Source organism: Pseudarthrobacter raffinosi, from assembly GCF_023913735.1.
GTDB classification, from domain to species: Bacteria; Actinomycetota; Actinomycetes; order Actinomycetales; family Micrococcaceae; genus Arthrobacter; species Arthrobacter raffinosi.
On record NZ_JAMXBH010000007.1, the window covers coordinates 77,496 to 94,402 of the forward strand.

The following is a 16,907-nucleotide window of genomic DNA, read 5'->3' on the forward strand; positions in this document are numbered from 1 at the left end:
ACTAGACCAATGAGGTGACCAGATGGCTTTGACGCCAGAAGACGTTGTCAACAAGCGCTTTCAGCCGACCAAGTTCCGCGAAGGCTACGACCAGGATGAAGTTGATGACTTCCTGGACGAGATCGTTGTGGAACTCAGGCGCCTGAACCAGGAGAACGATGAGCTCCGCAAGAAGCTTGCAGAAGCAGGTTCCGGTGTGCCGGCCAGCTCCGCTGCGTCCGCCCCGGTGGTGGAGAAGGTTCCCGCACCCGTCAAGGCTGACAAGGTTGAGTCCCCGGCTAAGGCCGAGGTCGAGGCGAAAGCTCTCGACGCCGCCAAGAAGAAGGAAGCCGAGCCGGTAGCACCTGTTGCGGCCGTCCCGGCTGCTGCGCCCACCGCAGCCAACGGAAGCACGGTTTCAGCCGAGTCCGCTGCCGGCCTGCTCGCCATGGCGCAGCAGATGCACGACCGTCACGTCGCCGACGGTCAGTCCCAGAAGGACAAGATCATCGCAGAGGCCCAGATCGAGGCCAGCAGCCTGGTCAACGATGCCCAGGAGAAGTCCCGGAAGATCCTCGGTGCCCTCGAGCAGCAGAGATCCGTCCTGGAACGCAAGGTGGAGCAACTCCGCGGCTTCGAACGCGACTACCGCTCACGCCTGAAGGCCTACATTGAAGGCCAGTTGCGCGACCTTGACGCCCGCGGTTCCGTGGCGGCACCTGAGGTTGAAGCGAACTAGTTCGTCAAGCACGTATTCTGAGAACCGGTGGCTGAGGATTCCTCGACCGCCGGTTTTTGGGATTTAACATTTGTTTTACAAAATGAAAGCACTATGACTGACCACCTCGCCGCTGACGCCGCAAACCCTTCTCCTTCATCGGCCCGCCCCCGGCGGGCACTCCTGCTCTCGCTCTTCGCCGGTTTTGCGGTCTTTGCGTACGTCCTGGACCAGCTGACAAAACTCTGGGTGACGTCCTCGATGGTGGAGGGTGAACGCATTCCGGTGCTTCCGCCGCTCCTGCACTGGTACTTCATCCGCAATTCCGGCGCCGCATTTTCGATCGGGGAAAATGTCACGTGGGTGTTCTCCATCATCATGGCCGGCGTCTCCATCGCCATCCTGCTCCAGGTGCGTAAGCTGGGCTCGGCCTGGTGGTCGCTGGCACTGGGTCTGCTCCTGGGCGGGGCCCTGGGCAACCTGACGGACAGGCTCTTCCGGGAGCCCTCGTTCGGCATGGGGCACGTGGTGGATTTCATCCAGCTGCCCAATTTTGCGATCTTTAACATCGCCGACTCCGCGGTGGTCTCAGCGGTGGCCATCATCTGTATCCTCACGCTGAAGGGGATCGCCCTTGACGGTTCACGGCATGTCGCGGTGCCACGGAAAGAGGCGGCACAGCCGAAGGACACGGACGGTGTCTGAGCGTGTGGTGGTCGCCGACGAATTCGGCGGAACGCGGGCGGACGCAGGGCTCGCCAAGCTGATGGGGATTTCCCGGTCAATGGCCGCGACCCTCATTGCTGAAGGCAACGTGGTGAGCCGCGGCAAGAAACTCGGAAAGTCCGCGCGGTTGGTTGCCGGAGATGTCCTGGAAGTGACGGTGCCTGAACGACGGGACCCGCTCGAAGTAGTGGAGGAAGTTGTGGAAGGCCTGAAAATCCTGCTGGACGACGACGAATTTGTCGTTGTGGACAAGCCGGTGGGCGTTGCCGCGCATCCGTCGCCCGGCTGGGTAGGGCCCACGGTAGTCGGCGGTCTCGCCGGAGCCGGCTTCCGGATCTCGACGTCGGGTTCCCCCGAGCGGGTGGGAATCGTGCACCGGCTCGACGTCGGCACGTCCGGGGTGATGGTGGTGGCCAAAACGGAGCGCGCCTATACGGCCCTGAAGCGGGCCTTCAAGGAGCGCACCGTGGAGAAGGTGTACCACGCGGTGGTCCAGGGGCTCCCGGATCCGCTGGAGGGCACTATCGACGCACCAATCGGTCGCCACCCCGGACACGACTGGCGCTTTGCCGTGATCGAAGACGGCCGGCCGTCGATCACGCACTATGAGGTGCTGGAGGCTTTTGGTAAGGGCACGCTGGTGGAGGTGCACCTTGAGACCGGGCGTACACACCAGATCCGGGTCCACTTTTCAGCGTTGCGGCACCCATGCGCCGGGGATCTTACCTACGGGGCGGATCCTCGGCTCGCCGCCAACCTGGGCCTGACCCGGCAATGGCTCCATGCCCGGCAGCTCGGCTTCGACCACCCGGTAACGGGGGAGCGCGTGACCGTTACCAGCGAATACCCGCAGGACCTGGCCTTTGCCCTCGAAGTCCTGGAGTCCGGGGAGGCCTAGCGGCTGGGTCGCTGGGTCCTTGGCGGTCCGCCAGCGCTTAGAATGGTGCGGTGACTTCCAGCAATGCCTCGTTCGTCCATCTCCACAACCACACCGAATACTCCATGTTGGATGGCGCAGCCCGCCTGGGTGAGCTCTTCAACGAGACTGAACGCCTCGGGATGCCGGCCCTGGCCACCACCGACCACGGTTACCTTTTCGGGGCTTTCGATTTCTGGAAGCGCGCCACGGACCAGGGGATCAAGCCGATTATCGGCGTCGAAGCCTACGTCACCCCCGGCACCGCACGGACGGACAAAAGCCGTGTCCGCTGGGGCGAGGAACACCAGCGCAAGGACGACATCTCCGGCGGTGGCTCCTACACCCACATGACGCTGCTGAGCTATAACAACGTCGGCATGCGCAACCTCTTCCGGGCCTCGTCCATTGGCTCGCTGGACGCGGTCTTCGGCAAGTGGCCTCGTTTGGACCGTGAGCTCCTGAACACATACTCCGAAGGCCTGATCGCCACTACTGGCTGCCCTTCGGGCGAGGTCCAGACCCGGCTGCGGCTGGGCCAGTACCGCGAGGCCATGGAAGCCGCCTCGGAATTCCGGGATATTTTCGGTGCGGAGAACTATTTCTGCGAACTGATGGACCACGGCCTGGACATTGAACGCCGGGTCACGGGGGACCTGCTGCGGCTGGCCAAGGACCTGAACCTGCCGCTGGTGGCCACCAACGACCTGCATTACACGCACGAACACGACGCCAAGGCGCACGAGGCCCTGCTTGCCATCCAGTCGGGTTCCACGCTGCTGGAGCCATCGTATGACAACGGCGGTTCCCGCTTCGCGTTCTCCGGCAGCGGCTACTACCTCAAATCCCCGCAGGAGATGCGGGAGCTGTTCAGGGACCACCCGGATGCGTGCGACAACACCCTGCTGATCGCCGAGCGCTGCGATGTCTCGTTCAACACCGGTGCTAACTACATGCCGCGGTTCCCGTGCCCGCCGGGCGAGGACGAGACATCCTGGCTGGTCAAGGAAGTTGCCACGGGACTGGAATACCGGTACCCGGGCGGTGTCCCGGACGAAGTCCGCACCCAGGCTGACTACGAGCTCGAAGTCATCACCTCCATGGGGTTCCCGGGTTACTTCCTGGTGGTGGCCGACTTCATCAACTGGGCGAAGAAAAACGGCATCCGCGTCGGTCCGGGCCGTGGCTCCGGAGCCGGCTCCATGGTGGCGTACGCCATGCGCATCACGGACCTGGATCCGCTCCTGCACGGGCTGATCTTTGAACGGTTCCTCAACCCGGACCGTGTGTCCATGCCTGACTTCGACGTTGACTTCGATGACCGTCGGCGGTCCGAGGTCATCGACTATGTGACCCGGAAATACGGCGACGAGCGCGTGGCCATGATTGTCACGTACGGCACCATCAAGACCAAGCAGGCGCTGAAGGACTCCTCCCGTGTGCTGGGTTACCCGTTCAGCATGGGCGAGCAGCTGACCAAGGCGCTCCCGCCGGCCGTGATGGCCAAGGACATCCCGCTCGCCGACATCCAGAACAAGGACTCAAAGCGCTACAGCGAGGCGGGTGACTTCCGCCAGCTGATCGCCACTGATCCCGAGGCCGCCAAGGTCTTCGAGACGGCTCTCGGCATTGAGGGGCTGAAACGCCAGTGGGGCGTGCACGCCGCCGGCGTCATTATGTCCTCGGACCCCATCATCGATGTCATCCCGGTCATGCGGCGCATCCAGGATGGCCAGGTGATCACGCAGTTCGACTACCCCACCTGTGAGGGCCTGGGCCTGATCAAGATGGACTTCCTCGGCCTGCGGAACCTGACCATCATTTCCGACGCCCTGGAGAACATCAAGCTCAACCGCGGCCTGGACCTGGACCTGGACAGCCTGGCCCTGGATGACGTGGCCTCCTATGAACTGCTGGCCCGGGGCGACACCCTGGGCGTGTTCCAGCTTGATGGCGGCCCCATGCGCTCACTGCTGAAGCTGATGAAGCCTGACAACTTCGAAGACATCTCCGCGGTGCTCGCGCTCTACCGGCCAGGTCCCATGGGCGCCAACGCGCACACCGACTACGCGCTGCGCAAAAACGGGATCCAGGAAGTCATTCCGATCCACCCCGAACTCAAGGAACCCCTTGCTGAAATCCTCGGCGGAACCTACGGCCTGATCGTCTATCAGGAGCAGGTGATGGCCGTAGCCCAGAAGCTCGCGGGCTATTCCCTCGGGCAGGCAGATATCCTGCGGCGCGCCATGGGTAAAAAGAAGAAATCCGAGCTGGACAAGCAGTTCGCCGGATTCTCCCAGGGCATGCAGGACAACGGCTATTCCATGGCCGCCGTCAAGACCCTGTGGGATATCCTGCTGCCGTTCTCCGACTACGCCTTCAACAAGGCCCACTCCGCCGCGTATGGCGTGATCTCCTACTGGACCGCCTACCTGAAGGCGCACTTTGCGCCGGAATACATGGCTGCGCTGCTGACGTCGGTCGGTGACGACAAGGACAAATCGGCAATTTACCTCAACGAATGCCGGCGCATGGGAATCACCGTGCTGCCGCCGGATGTGAACGAATCCGCGCTGAACTTCACCCCGGTAGGCACCGACATCCGCTTCGGCATGGGCGCCATCCGCAACGTAGGGGTCAACGCCGTCGAAGCGATGGTGGCCGCGCGCGAAAAGGAAGGCGCCTACACGTCCTTCAAGGACTACCTCATGAAGGTCCCCGCCGTGGTCTGCAACAAGCGGACCATTGAATCCCTGATCAAGGCCGGAGCCTTCGATTCCCTCAACCACCACCGGCGTGCGCTGGCGATGATCCATGAAGAGGCCATCGACTCCGTCATCACCCTCAAACGAAACGAAGCGATCGGCCAGTTCGATCTCTTCGCCGGTTTCGAGGAGGCCGAATCCGAAGCGTCGCTGAGCATCGAGATTCCCGACCTGCCGGAATGGGAAAAGAAGGACAAGCTCTCCTTTGAGCGGGACATGCTCGGCCTGTATGTGTCGGACCACCCGCTGCAGGGCCTGGAAGGACTCCTCAGCCAGCACGCGGACCAGTCCATCACCTCGATCATCGGCGAAGACGGGCCGCACGACGGCGCCATCATCACCATCTCCGGCATGATCACCTCGCTCAGCCGCAGGATCGCGAAGGCGAGTGGCAACGCCTATGCCCGTGCCGAAATCGAAGACCTCGGAGGTTCGATGGAGGTGATGTTCTTCGGCCAGGTCTACGGCCCTATCGCGTCGGTCCTGGCCGAGGACCTGATCGTGGTGGTCAAGGGGCGCCTGCAGCGACGGGACGACGGTGCCGTAACGCTGAACTGCATGGAACTGTCCGTTCCGGACCTCAGTGAAGGAACCAACGGCCCCGTGCTGATTTCGATGCCCACCCACAAGGCAACCGAAGCTGTTGTCACCGAACTGGGCGATGTCCTGCGGAACCACCGGGGGAACTCTGAAGTCCGGCTGCACCTGCAGGGGGACACCCGGACGGAAGTCATGGGCCTCCCCGTCCATCTCAGGGTCAACCCCAGTCCGTCATTGTTCGGCGACCTGAAGGTGCTCCTGGGCCCAACCTGCCTGGACAACTAGGTCCCGAAAGTTAGATCTCGTAGTCCAGCGGGACCGGCTGGCCATAGCCGCCGGCGTGGTACAGGAGCGGCGAACCGTCGTCGCCCACTTCGCCGTCCACAACTTCAACCACCACCACGGCATTGTTCTCGAAGGAGAGCCGCATCTGGATCTTGCCGATCAGCCAGCCCGCGACGTCTTTGAGGATCGGGACCTCGTGCGGGCCAAGTTCCCAGTGGTCCCCGCCGAACCTGTCCTTGGTGCGGGCGAAACGGTCCGCCAGCGCCTGGTTTTCCAGGCCCAGCATGTGGACGCCGAGGTAGGTGGCATTGGCCACGGCCGGCCACGAACTTGAACTGCGGGCCATGTTAAAAGTGAACCGCGGCGGCTGCGCTGAAAGTGACGCCACGGACGTGGCGGTAAAGCCGTAGGGCTCGCCCTGGTAGTTCACGGTGATGATCGCGACCCCGGCCGCATGCCGCCGGAACATTTCCTTGAAGGTGCCCTCGAACGGCGTTTTGTCTGTCATCTTGAAAGTTGCTCCCTGAAAAGCAGGCTGAAATGGACTTTTCCTTAAGGGTATTAGTCCCCGTCGGAGAGGGAGCAATCGCTGGACCCGGCACGTCATCTGTCAAGACTGCCCATGTCATTTGATCTTCGATACCCGACCTTTGTTAAGGTTTATTTCATGAGACAACACATCAGCCGCCGGTCTTCCCGGCTGCCGTGGAAATGGTTTTCCGCTGCTGCTGCCGGTGGCGTTCCCGTCGGCCTGCTGTGGTGGCTGCTCGCGCCAGGGGGGATGAACCTGATCACGCGCAACCCCGCCCTGGCCGACGGGACCAATCCGGAGGTATGGCTGCTCAGGGACCTCACCCTTGCTGGGCTTTGTGTGTTCGCAGGGTGCCTGGTGGCCGTCTTCCTGACCGATAAAGGCGGCCGCGATGCGCAGGCGGCCTTCCTCCTGGGCCTGGCCGGCGGACTGGGCGGGGCCCTGATCGCGTGGCTGACCGGCGTGCTTGCGGGCCAGCTGTGGGGCGGCCCCGCAGATACATCTGTCAATGCCAGCGTCGCGTTCTCGCTCCGGTCCCTGTCCGTGCTGATCCTGTGGCCGGCCGCGACTGCCACGTCCGTGTTTGTCCTGAGCCTGATAAACCTGCTCAAGAGCGGGCCCGGGAGTGCGGGCACGCCGGTAGCCGAAGACAACGCGCCCGGCGCGTAAAATGGACCGGTGACCATTTCTCCTGAACTTCCTGCCACCCCGCCTGCCGCCGCTGTCAGCTTCCGGACGGTCGACCTTCGGGGCAGGGGCCTGACGCTTGCCGGTTTGCGCGCTGCTGTTCCCCGTGCCCGGCAGCACACCGTGGCGGATGCGGAACAAAAAGTGCTGGATATCATCAAAGCCGTCCGCGAGGACGGCTTCGCGGCCCTCAGCGACCTGGCACTCCGTTTCGACGGAGTCCAGCAGGTCCACCCCCGCGTCCCGGCGGCCTCGTTGGCCCGGGCGCTGGCGGACCTGGATCCGGCGGTACGCAGCGCATTGGAAGAGTCCATCAGCCGGGCCCGGCGCTTCGCGGACGGGCAGCGGCCGCGGGATCTCGACGTCGAACTCGGCGACGGTGCGCTGGTGAGCCAGAACTGGGTGCCGGTATCGCGGGTTGGCTTGTACGTCCCCGGCGGTCTCGCCGTCTATCCGTCGTCGGTCATCATGAATGTTGTCCCGGCGCTGGCTGCGGGAGTGCAGTCCATCGCCCTGGCATCGCCGCCGCAGAAGGACTTCGGCGGCCTCCCGCACCCCACCATCCTCGCGGCAGCGGCCCTGCTCGGCATCGACGAGGTCTACGCCATCGGCGGGGCCCAGGCCATCGCTGCGTTCGCTTACGGAGTGCCGGCACATGACGCCGGGCCGGCGCTGGAGCCCGTTGATGTAGTCACGGGTCCGGGAAACATTTTTGTGGCTACGGCGAAGCGCCTGGTCAAGGGTGTGGTGGGCATCGATTCCGAGGCGGGGACCACCGAAATCGCGATCCTGGCTGATTCAACGGCGCAACCTGACCTGGTGGCGGCAGACCTGATCAGCCAGGCGGAGCACGACCCCCAGGCGGCTTCCGTGCTCATCACCGACTCGGCGGACCTGGCCGCGGCGGTCCGCGCCGAACTGGACCGGCAGGCGGCCGGCACCAAGCACTCCGCGCGTGTATGCGAGGCGCTCTCCGGCCCGCAGTCGGGAGTTGTCCTGGTGGAGGACCTGGAGCAGGGCATCGCCGCCTGCGACGCCTACGCCGCTGAGCACCTTGAAATCATGACCGTTGACGCGCCGGCGGTCGCTGCCCGGATCCGGAACGCCGGGGCGATCTTTGTGGGGGACTACAGTCCTGTCAGCCTGGGCGACTACTGCGCCGGCTCCAACCACGTCCTGCCCACCAGCGGGACTGCGGCGTTTTCCTCCGGACTGAACGTCACCACTTTCCTGCGCGCCATCCAGGTCATCAACTACAGCCGGGCCGCGCTGCAGGAAGTCAGCGGCCACATTGTGAGCCTGTCCGGTGCCGAGGACCTGCCGGCGCACGGTGAAGCGGTCACGGCGCGCTTCCGCGAGGCCCGCTGACGCAGCAGGCCTCGCGGGGCCGGCTGCGGGCACCACTACATGTGGTAATTACAGGATTGTTATTCCGCTACATGTAGTCGTAAACTGAGAGACGGAGAGGTCCGCCGGGGCCGGAAACATCGGCGCCGGAAGACATCGAGGGAGGGGACACCATGTACTGTCCATTTTGCCGCAATCCGGACTCCCGCGTTGTGGACAGCCGGATGGCCGACGACGGCTCGGCCATCCGCCGCCGCCGGCAGTGCCCGGAATGCGGCCGCAGGTTCACCACCGTGGAAACCACGAGCCTTTCGGTGATCAAACGCTCCGGAGTGGGCGAACCCTTCAGCCGCAGCAAGGTCATCAACGGCGTGCGTAAGGCATGCCAGGGCCGGCCGGTCAGCGAAGACGACCTGGCGCTCCTTGCCCAGGAGGTGGAGGAGCAGATCCGTGCCTCGGGCGCTGCCGAGATCGACGCTCATGAAGTCGGCCTGATCATCCTTGGTCCGCTGCAGAAGCTTGACCAGGTGGCCTACCTGCGTTTTGCCAGCGTGTACCAGGCCTTCGAATCCCTTGAGGACTTCGAGACCGCTATTGCCCTGCTCCGCCACGAGTCCGTGGAAGAAGGCACGCAACCCGCGGCGGCGGCTGCGAAGAGCTCCGAAAAGAGCCCCCTGTAAGCTCCGGTGGTGGCCGCGGAGGGGAAGCCGCCGCCACCACCGGCACCGGCTGCCCCAAGGCGCCGGGCAGCTACCGGCTATTTTGTGAGCTTGTGCTTAATGGCAATTTCGACGGCGGCACCGACGATCCCGGCCTCATTCTTGAGTTCGGCCGGCACGATCCGGGTGCGCAGTTTGAGGTGCGGCAGGTATTCGTCTGCGCGCTTGGAGATGCCACCTCCCACGATGAACAGCTCGGGCGAGAACAGGAATTCCACGTGCGAGAAGTAGCGCTGCAGCAGCACGCTGTATTCCTCCCAGCTCAGTCCGTCCCTTTCGCGGGCCACGGCTGAGGCTTTGCTTTCGGCGTCAAATCCGTCGATCTCCAGGTGCCCCAGTTCTGCGTTGGGGACGAGGCGGCCATCGAAGATGAATGCTGAGCCAATTCCAGTGCCCAGGGTGATCACCAGGACAGTGCCATCCACCCCCTGACCCGCACCAAAACGGGCCTCCGCCAGCCCGGCGGCGTCGGCGTCGTTAATGACCTCCACCGGGCGGCCAAGGTGTGCGGTCAGCAAAGCATCAATGTCGGTGTGGAGCCAGGTCTTGTCCACATTGGCCGCCGAATGGACCACGCCATGCTGGATGATGCCGGGGAAGGTGACGCCCACGGGCGAATCCGCGGCCGGAGCCTCCGGGCGGCTTGAAAGCTCGGCAACCACCTGCGCCACGACGTCGGCTACGGCGGCAGGGGTGGCGGGCTGGGGCGTAGGCACGCGGAACCGTTCACCCAGCAGCTTGCCTTTTTTCAGGTCGACAATGCCGCCCTTGATTCCCGTACCGCCGATGTCAATGCCGATCAGCGGGGCGTTCTTGTGCGACTTCTCGTCCTTCTTGGCCAATGTTGTTCCGTTCGTGGCAGGGCGGCAGGTCGGCCGGGCGGCTGACCGGAAAAAATTTCAGGGGAGCGTGAGGATTTCGGCGCCGGATTCTGTCACCAGCAGTGTGTGCTCAAACTGGGCGGTCCGCTTGTGGTCGCGGGTGACAACTGTCCAGTCGTCCTCCCACATGTCCCACTCGATGGTGCCGAGGGTCAGCATGGGTTCGATGGTGAACACCATGCCGGCCTCGATGACTGTGTTGTAGGCCGGCGCTGCATCGTAGTGGGGGATGATCAGGCCCGTATGGAACGCTTCGCCCACGCCGTGGCCGGTGAAGTCCCGCACCACGCCGAAGCCGAAACGCTTGGCGTAGGACTGGATGGCCCGGCCGATCACGTTGATCTCCCGGCCGGGAGCCACGGCTTTGATGGCCCGGTTGAGGGATTCCCGGGTGCGCTCCACCAGCAGGCGGGACTCGTCGTCGACGTCGCCCACCAGGAAGGTGTGGTTCGTGTCGCCGTGGACTCCGTTGATAAAAGCGGTGATGTCGATGTTGAGGATGTCGCCGTCCTGGACCACGGTGCTGTCCGGGATGCCGTGGCAGATCACTTCATTCAGCGACGAGCACAGGGACTTCGGGAACCCGCGGTAGCCAAGCGTGGACGGGTAGGCCTTGTGGTCCAGCAGGAATTCGTGACCCACCTTGTCCAACTGGTCGGTGGTAACGCCGGGCCTGATGTGGTTGCCCACCTCAACGATGGCCTGTGCGGCGATCCGGCTGGCGATCCGGATTTTCTCAACGGTCTCGGCGGATTTGATCTCGGAGCCGGTGAACTTGGCCGGGCCGGGCTTGCCTACGTATTCCGGGCGCGGGATGGACGCGGGAACGGGGAGCTGCGGGCTGACGGTTCCGCGGGTAAGGGTGCCGGTGGGTGCAGTCGAGGCTAGGGAAGGCATAGATTGATCATATAAGGCACCGCATTAGGCCAAGTAACTGGAAGCCCCAAGCTGTCCGCATCCACGTTTAAGTTACGTGGATCACGGCAGGGCCCCCGCCGGCTGGAACGAGGAGGACCGATGACTGAGTACTGGTACAACGTGAACACCCACGAGGTGGAAGAGGACGCACTCTCAGACTGGAGCCAGCTGATCGGCCCCTACAAAACGCGGGAAGAGGCCGAACACGCCCTCGAAAAAGTCCGGGCCCGCAACGAGGCCTGGGAAAAGGGCGAGGAGGACTGAGCCGTAGCCTGGCCCGGCCCGGCCCCGTGGCCTGCCTAGAAGGAGTGCTCCGGTCCGGGGAACTGGCCTGAACGGACCTCGTCGCCATACGCCTTCGCCGCGTCACTGAGGGTAGTGCGCATGTCGGCATACTGTTTGACGAACTTCGCCATCTTGCCGCTGCGGAACCCGGCCATGTCCTGCCACACCAGCACCTGCCCCGTGGTCGCGTTGCCGGCGCCGATCCCCACCGTCGGCACGCTGACCGCCGCGTCAACGGCGGCCGCAGTGTCCGCCGGAACCATTTCCATCAGGACGGCGAACGCCCCCGCCTCCACCAGCGCCACGGCGTCGTCAATCAATCGCTGTGCGTCATCCCCGCGGCCCTGGACCCGGTATCCGCCCAGCGCGTGTTCACTCTGGGGGGTGAAGCCGATATGGGCCATCACCGGGACGCCGGCCTGGACCATGGCCCGGACGGTTTCCGCATAGTATTTTCCGCCCTCGATCTTGACGGCATGGGCCAGCCCCTCCTTGAGGAACCGGACACCTGTTTCCACACCCTGCTGCGCCGAGACTTCATAACTGCCGAACGGCAGGTCTGCCACCACCAGGGCTCGCTTGGCGGACCGCGCCACGGCGCGGCAGAGGGGCAGGAGTTCATCCACCGTGACCGGCAGGCTGGTCTCGTTGCCGAATACGTTGTTGGACGCCGAATCGCCTACCAGGAGGACCTCGATGCCAGCCTGGTCGAAGATCTCTGCGCTGTACTGCTCGTAGGCGGTCAGCATGGCGAAGCGTTTGCCGTCCCGTTTGGCCTGCTGCAGGTGGTGGATACGCACCCTGGGTGCGGGCTTCGCGTTCACTTCCGACGACGGCGGCTGCACCCGTGCAGGTCCGTTTCCGTATGGTGCGTGTACTTCAGCGGACGCGCTTGACTCAGAGCTATTGGTTGAGGCCATGGCAAGAGCGTAATGCGGCAGCAGCAGTCCTAGCCACCGCAGACGGGCCGGCGGACCGTGATCCGCGTCATATTCACGTGCCCGCCAAGGGCATTTTTGCCACCTGTGGGCGCGGCCGTCAATGGTTGCTGTGTAAACGCTGTGTTACGTGCGGCGCCGTCGCCCGCATTGGAGCCGATTGCTTAGTAAAGTGAAGGTGAACTGCTGCCGGCTGCCGCTTCCGCGGACCCGGGGCATGAACGATTGACCGGAGAAGAGGCCATCATGGACCGCCAGCAAGAGTTTGTCCTGCGCACAATCGAGGAGCGCGACGTACGGTTCGTACGTTTGTGGTTCACCGACGTCGTAGGTTCACTCAAATCGGTGGCACTTGCCCCGGCAGAGGTTGAAGGGGCGTTTGAGGAAGGGCTCGGTTTCGACGGCTCAGCCATCGAAGGCCTGGCACGCGTGTTCGAATCGGACATGCTGGCGCAGCCGGATCCGTCCACGTTCCAGATCCTGCCGTGGCGTGGCGAGACCGAACAGACCTCGCGTATGTTCTGCGACATCCTGACTCCGGACGGCGAACCGTCGGCCGCGGATCCGCGCAATGTCCTCAAGCGCACGCTGGCCAAGGCTGCGGACATGGGGTTTACGTGCTACACGCACCCGGAGATCGAGTTCTACCTCCTCAAGTCCCAGCAGCCCGGGCCCGACGGTGCTCCGGTACCCGTTGACGAGGGCGGCTACTTCGATCACGTTCCCGGCGGCGTGGCGCAGGATTTCCGCCGCACGGCCGTAACCATGCTGGAATCCGTGGGCATTTCGGTTGAGTTCAGCCACCATGAAGCCGGTCCCGGCCAGAACGAGATCGACCTGCGCTACGCGGACGCCCTGCAGACCGCGGACAACATCATGACGTTCCGCACGGTGATCAAGGAAGTGGCCCTCCAGCAGGGAACCTACGCCACGTTTATGCCCAAGCCTTTCACCGACCACCCCGGCTCCGGGATGCACACGCACTTCTCGCTGTTCGAGGGCGACACCAACGCTTTTTACGAGGCGGGCGCCGAATTCCAGCTTTCCAAGACGGCCCGCCAGTTCATCGCAGGCATCCTGAAGCACGCTCCCGAGTTCACGGCTGTGACCAACCAGTTCGTAAACTCCTACAAGAGGCTCTGGGGTGGCGGCGAAGCGCCAAGCTACCTCAGTTGGGGCCATAACAACCGTTCGGCCCTGGTCCGCGTCCCGCTGTACAAGCCCGGCAAGGGCCAGTCGGCCCGCATCGAATACCGCGGCATCGATTCGGCAGCGAACCCCTACCTTGCCTATGCCGTCCTGCTGGGGGCCGGGCTTAAGGGGATCGAAGAAGGCTACGACCTGCCCGCCGCAGCAGAGGACGACGTCTGGTCGCTGAGCTCCGCCGAGCGCCGTGCCATGGGCCACGACCCCCTGCCCGCCAGCCTTCACGATGCCATCCGGTCCATGGAGGACTCCGAACTGATGCCCCAGATCCTCGGCGAGCAGGTCTTCGAGCACTTCCTGCGCAACAAGCGTGCCGAATGGCAGGACTACCGGCTCCAGGTGACGCCCTACGAGCTGCAGCGCAACCTCGGCATTCTCTAGGCGGCGGTGAGCCTCGCACGCCGCCTCATCTCAGCCGGCTTCAGTGACCTGGAGAAGGGTGAGCGCTTCCTTGCTGCCCCGGAACTGGACGGCCTGGACCCGGACAGGATTTTCGCCGGCCTGCAAATGGCCGCCAATCCTGACACCGCACTGCAGTCACTGGTGCGGCTGATCGAAAAGCACCCCGGTCTCCGGGAGCTGGCCGCGGCCGATCCGGAGGTCAGCGAGCCGCTCTACCGGGTGCTCGGGGCTTCCGAAGCGCTGGGGGAATTCCTCATCCGGCACCCTGAGCACCTGGACGCCTTCGACGTCACGGCCAGTCCCGAGCCACTTCAGGCAGACCCGGAACACCTCCGCTCTGTCCTCCTGAAATCCGTCCTCGCGGAACCCGGGTCAGCACGGCCCGTGGCGGGAATGACCGGAGCCGACGCCTATGCCGCGCTGCGGTCGGCCTACCGCCGCGGGGTGGTGGACCTGGCGGTCAAGGACATGTGCGCTGCTGACCCGCTGGACTTTATGCCCGCCGTCGGAGCTGAACTCGCTGACCTGGCAGGGGCCGCGATCGAAGCTGCGCTGGCAGTTTCCCGTGCCGAGGCTGCCGAGCAGTTCAGCGCCGGGGAGGTGGCCGCCGTTGGACTGGCCGTCATCGGGATGGGCAAATGCGGAGCGCGGGAACTGAACTATATTTCCGACGTCGACGTCATCTACGTGATCGACGCCGGCGACCTGGACGACGCCCGCGCCAGTACTATCGGCACAGCCTTGGCCACCGGTATTTCCCGGGCGATCTCCTCCGTGGCGCGTGAACCCGGCCTCTGGGAAGTGGACGCCAACCTGCGGCCGGAGGGCAAGTCCGGCCCACTGGTCCGAACCTTGGCCTCACACGAAAGCTACTACGCCCGCTGGGCAGAGAGTTGGGAATTCCAGGCGCTCCTGAAGGCGCGGACCATCGCCGGTGACAAGGACCTGGGGGAACGCTACGAAAAAGCCGTGGCCCCGTTGATCTGGAGCTCCGCGGGCCGCGAAGGGTTCGTGGAGTCCGTGCAGGCGATGCGCCGAAGGGTTACCGAGCATATCCCGGCGGCGGAGGAACAGCGGCAGATCAAACTCGGCCGCGGCGGCCTCCGGGACGTGGAGTTCACCGTGCAGCTGCTCCAGCTGGTGCACGGAAAATCCGACGAAACCATTCGGCGCAGGGATACCACCGCGGCAATAGCGGCACTCTCAGCCGGAGGCTACATCGGCAGGTCCGACGCCGCCGCCTTCGATCACGCGTACCGGTACCTTCGCCTCCTGGAACACCGCATCCAGCTGTTCCAGCTCCGGCGGACACACCTGATGCCCGTCAGCGAAGCGGCACAGCGCGCCCTCGCAAAGGCAGTGCTTAGCCCGTTCTCCAATGACAGGCCGCCGCCGGCTTCGCTGCTGGCCACCTGGCAGAAGACCAAACGCTCTGTCCGCGAACTGCACGAACGTATTTTCTACCGTCCGCTGCTTAACACCGCTGCCAAACTCAGCAGCGAGGACGCCAGACTGACGCCGGAGGCCGCCCAGGGCCGCCTCGCCGCGCTGGGCTATCGTGACCCGCGGGGCGCCATGCGGCATATCGAGGCACTCACCGCCGGTGTCAGTCGGCGGGCAGCCCTGCAACGCCAGCTGCTGCCCGTCCTGCTGGACTGGCTCGCCGAAGGTGTTGATCCCGACGCCGGACTGCTCGCGTTCCGGCGCGTCAGTGAGGCCCTTGGCACCACCCACTGGTATCTGGGCATGCTCCGGGATTCCACAGCGGCGGCTGAACGGCTATGCAACGTGCTCTCGAACTCACGCCTGATTGCGGATCTTTTGGAGGTTTCGCCGGAGTCGGTAGCCTGGCTGGGCACCAACAAAGACCTCGTCCCGCTGGGCTTCGAAGCCCAGTGGCAGGAGATCACGTCCAAAATGTCGCGCCACTCGGACCCGGAAAACGCCATCAGGCTGATCCGGCTCATTAGGCGCCGGGAGATCCTCCGGATCGCGATCGCCGATTCTGCCGGGCTTCTCAACCAGGACCAGGTGGGCGCGGCGCTGGCTGACACCGACCGGGCAGCGGTGCTGGGCGCGCTGCGCGTGGCCGAAGGCATCGTCTCTGCTGCGGGACCGCTCAAGACCGCGATATTGGTGGTGGCCATGGGCCGCCAGGGCGGCCGCGAGATCGGCTACGGCTCCGACGCCGACGTCATGTACATGCACCGCGCGTTGCCGGGCTATACGGACGAGGAAGCGCAGGATCAGGCGGCCCGGATTGTCGCCAAAGTCTCCAGCCTGCTCACGCAGCCGCTCAAGCCGGCCATCATGGCCGAGCGGGTGCTGCAGATGGACGCGGATCTGCGGCCCGAGGGCAAAAACGGGGCCATGGTCCGCTCCCTCGATTCGTTCGCCGAATATTACCGCCGGTGGTCGTTGATCTGGGAAGCGCAGGCGCTGCTGCGGGCCCGGCCCATGGCGGGCGACGATGCCCTGGCCGAGGACTTCCTGGCCCTCATCGACCCCATCAGGTACCCGGAGTCGATTTCGGAGCAGGACGTCCGGGAGGTTCGCAGGGTCAAAGCGCGGGTGGAAGCGGAGCGGTTGCCGCGCGGGGCGGATCCGGCACGCCACGTGAAGCTTGGCCGCGGAGGACTGAGCGACGTCGAGTGGCTGGTGCAGCTCCTTCAGCTCCAGCACGCGGCCAAGCACCCGGAACTGCGGACCACGTCCACGGTGGAGGCCCTGGAAGCGGCGGCTTCACTGGACCTGCTCAGCGGGCCTGACGCGAAGCTGCTGGCCGACGCGTGGCGGCTCGCCAGCCGGATCCGGTCCGCCAACGTCATCTGGAGCGGCAGGGCGTCGGACACGCTGCCGTCCGCCCGCGGGGACCTTGAGGCGGTGGCCCGCTGGTGCGGCTACGAACCTGGCAACGCGGCCGCCCTGGAAGAGGACTACCTCCGCCTGAGCCGGCGGGCCCGGGCGGTGTTCGAGAAGGCCTTCTACGGCCATTAGCGGCTGCCTGGGGTTCTCCCGGAAGGCAGCAGACAGCTGCCGCGGTGCGGTGCTAGGTTGGGGGCC

Annotated in this window: 14 protein-coding genes; 10 read left to right on the forward strand and 4 right to left on the reverse strand. The window is 64.7% G+C overall.

What is annotated here, in order from left to right; translation table 11 throughout:
* The first annotated feature begins 22 nt into the window (after positions 1-22).
* From NG698_RS07960 to dnaE, 4 genes are all read left to right on the forward strand, one after another.
* Positions 23-718, forward strand: coding sequence for a DivIVA domain-containing protein (locus NG698_RS07960; protein ID WP_252600771.1), 696 nt, complete (start codon positions 23-25; stop codon positions 716-718).
* A gap of 93 nt (positions 719-811) precedes the next feature.
* Complete coding sequence (lspA, locus tag NG698_RS07965; protein WP_252609134.1) at positions 812-1,402, forward strand: signal peptidase II; 591 nt, start codon at positions 812-814, stop codon at positions 1,400-1,402.
* Positions 1,395-2,321: an RluA family pseudouridine synthase gene (locus NG698_RS07970; protein WP_252609135.1), complete on the forward strand. Its 927-nt coding sequence runs from the start codon at positions 1,395-1,397 to the stop codon at positions 2,319-2,321. Before lspA ends, NG698_RS07970 begins: the two co-directional genes overlap by 8 nt.
* Before the next feature lie 50 nt (positions 2,322-2,371).
* Entirely contained in the window at positions 2,372-5,929 is a 3,558-nt protein-coding gene (dnaE, locus tag NG698_RS07975) for a DNA polymerase III subunit alpha (protein WP_252609137.1), read from the forward strand.
* Positions 5,930-5,939: 10 nt separating this feature from the next.
* Here the strand turns inward: dnaE and NG698_RS07980 are convergent, their stop codons facing one another.
* Positions 5,940-6,437, reverse strand: coding sequence for a flavin reductase family protein (locus tag NG698_RS07980; RefSeq protein ID WP_104063547.1), 498 nt, complete (start codon positions 6,435-6,437; stop codon positions 5,940-5,942).
* Positions 6,438-6,596: 159 nt separating this feature from the next.
* Here NG698_RS07980 and NG698_RS07985 point away from each other — a divergent pair, with 159 nt between their 5' ends.
* From NG698_RS07985 to nrdR, 3 genes are all read left to right on the forward strand, one after another.
* On the forward strand, positions 6,597-7,130 hold the full coding sequence (locus NG698_RS07985) for a FecR family protein (RefSeq protein ID WP_252600780.1): 534 nt from the start codon (positions 6,597-6,599) through the stop codon (positions 7,128-7,130).
* A gap of 9 nt (positions 7,131-7,139) precedes the next feature.
* Positions 7,140-8,516: a histidinol dehydrogenase gene (gene hisD, locus NG698_RS07990; RefSeq protein ID WP_252609138.1), complete on the forward strand. Its 1,377-nt coding sequence runs from the start codon at positions 7,140-7,142 to the stop codon at positions 8,514-8,516.
* 152 nt (positions 8,517-8,668) lie between these two features.
* Positions 8,669-9,175 (forward strand): transcriptional regulator NrdR, encoded by a 507-nt coding sequence (gene nrdR / locus NG698_RS07995; RefSeq protein ID WP_252600785.1) that lies wholly within the window; start codon positions 8,669-8,671, stop codon positions 9,173-9,175.
* 77 nt (positions 9,176-9,252) lie between these two features.
* Here nrdR and ppgK read toward each other — a convergent pair whose 3' ends face one another.
* Both ppgK and map read right to left on the reverse strand, forming a co-directional pair.
* Positions 9,253-10,056, reverse strand: coding sequence for a polyphosphate--glucose phosphotransferase (ppgK, locus tag NG698_RS08000; RefSeq protein ID WP_252600787.1), 804 nt, complete (start codon positions 10,054-10,056; stop codon positions 9,253-9,255).
* 57 nt (positions 10,057-10,113) lie between these two features.
* The gene (gene map / locus NG698_RS08005) at positions 10,114-10,992 is read right to left on the reverse strand and encodes a type I methionyl aminopeptidase (protein WP_252609140.1); all 879 of its coding nucleotides are present in this window, start codon (positions 10,990-10,992) and stop codon (positions 10,114-10,116) included.
* Between the two features lie 120 nt (positions 10,993-11,112).
* On the opposite strand from map, the gene NG698_RS08010 reads away from it, so the two are divergent.
* On the forward strand, positions 11,113-11,277 hold the full coding sequence (locus NG698_RS08010) for an SPOR domain-containing protein (RefSeq protein ID WP_252569270.1): 165 nt from the start codon (positions 11,113-11,115) through the stop codon (positions 11,275-11,277).
* 35 nt (positions 11,278-11,312) lie between these two features.
* Here NG698_RS08010 and panB read toward each other — a convergent pair whose 3' ends face one another.
* Positions 11,313-12,218, reverse strand: a complete 906-nt coding sequence (gene panB, locus NG698_RS08015) for a 3-methyl-2-oxobutanoate hydroxymethyltransferase (protein WP_252609142.1) — start codon at positions 12,216-12,218, stop codon at positions 11,313-11,315.
* A gap of 264 nt (positions 12,219-12,482) precedes the next feature.
* Here panB and glnA point away from each other — a divergent pair, with 264 nt between their 5' ends.
* Positions 12,483-13,823, forward strand: coding sequence for a type I glutamate--ammonia ligase (glnA, locus tag NG698_RS08020; protein WP_056342417.1), 1,341 nt, complete (start codon positions 12,483-12,485; stop codon positions 13,821-13,823).
* Between the two features lie 6 nt (positions 13,824-13,829).
* Positions 13,830-16,841, forward strand: a complete 3,012-nt coding sequence (locus tag NG698_RS08025) for a bifunctional [glutamine synthetase] adenylyltransferase/[glutamine synthetase]-adenylyl-L-tyrosine phosphorylase (RefSeq protein WP_252609144.1) — start codon at positions 13,830-13,832, stop codon at positions 16,839-16,841.
* Positions 16,842-16,907 lie beyond the last annotated feature (66 nt).

Excerpts from the sequence above, each read along its gene's own strand:
- map (WP_252609140.1), bottom strand. The coding sequence starts at position 10,992 with ATGCCTTCCCTAGCCTCGACTGCACCCACCGGCACCCTTACCCGCGGA.
- panB (WP_252609142.1), bottom strand. The coding sequence starts at position 12,218 with ATGGCCTCAACCAATAGCTCTGAGTCAAGCGCGTCCGCTGAAGTACAC.
- lspA (WP_252609134.1), top strand. The coding sequence starts at position 812 with ATGACTGACCACCTCGCCGCTGACGCCGCAAACCCTTCTCCTTCATCG.
- NG698_RS07980 (WP_104063547.1), bottom strand. The coding sequence starts at position 6,437 with ATGACAGACAAAACGCCGTTCGAGGGCACCTTCAAGGAAATGTTCCGG.
- NG698_RS08010 (WP_252569270.1), top strand. The coding sequence starts at position 11,113 with ATGACTGAGTACTGGTACAACGTGAACACCCACGAGGTGGAAGAGGAC.
- NG698_RS07985 (WP_252600780.1), top strand. The coding sequence starts at position 6,597 with ATGAGACAACACATCAGCCGCCGGTCTTCCCGGCTGCCGTGGAAATGG.
- nrdR (WP_252600785.1), top strand. The coding sequence starts at position 8,669 with ATGTACTGTCCATTTTGCCGCAATCCGGACTCCCGCGTTGTGGACAGC.
- glnA (WP_056342417.1), top strand. The coding sequence starts at position 12,483 with ATGGACCGCCAGCAAGAGTTTGTCCTGCGCACAATCGAGGAGCGCGAC.
- NG698_RS07960 (WP_252600771.1), top strand. The coding sequence starts at position 23 with ATGGCTTTGACGCCAGAAGACGTTGTCAACAAGCGCTTTCAGCCGACC.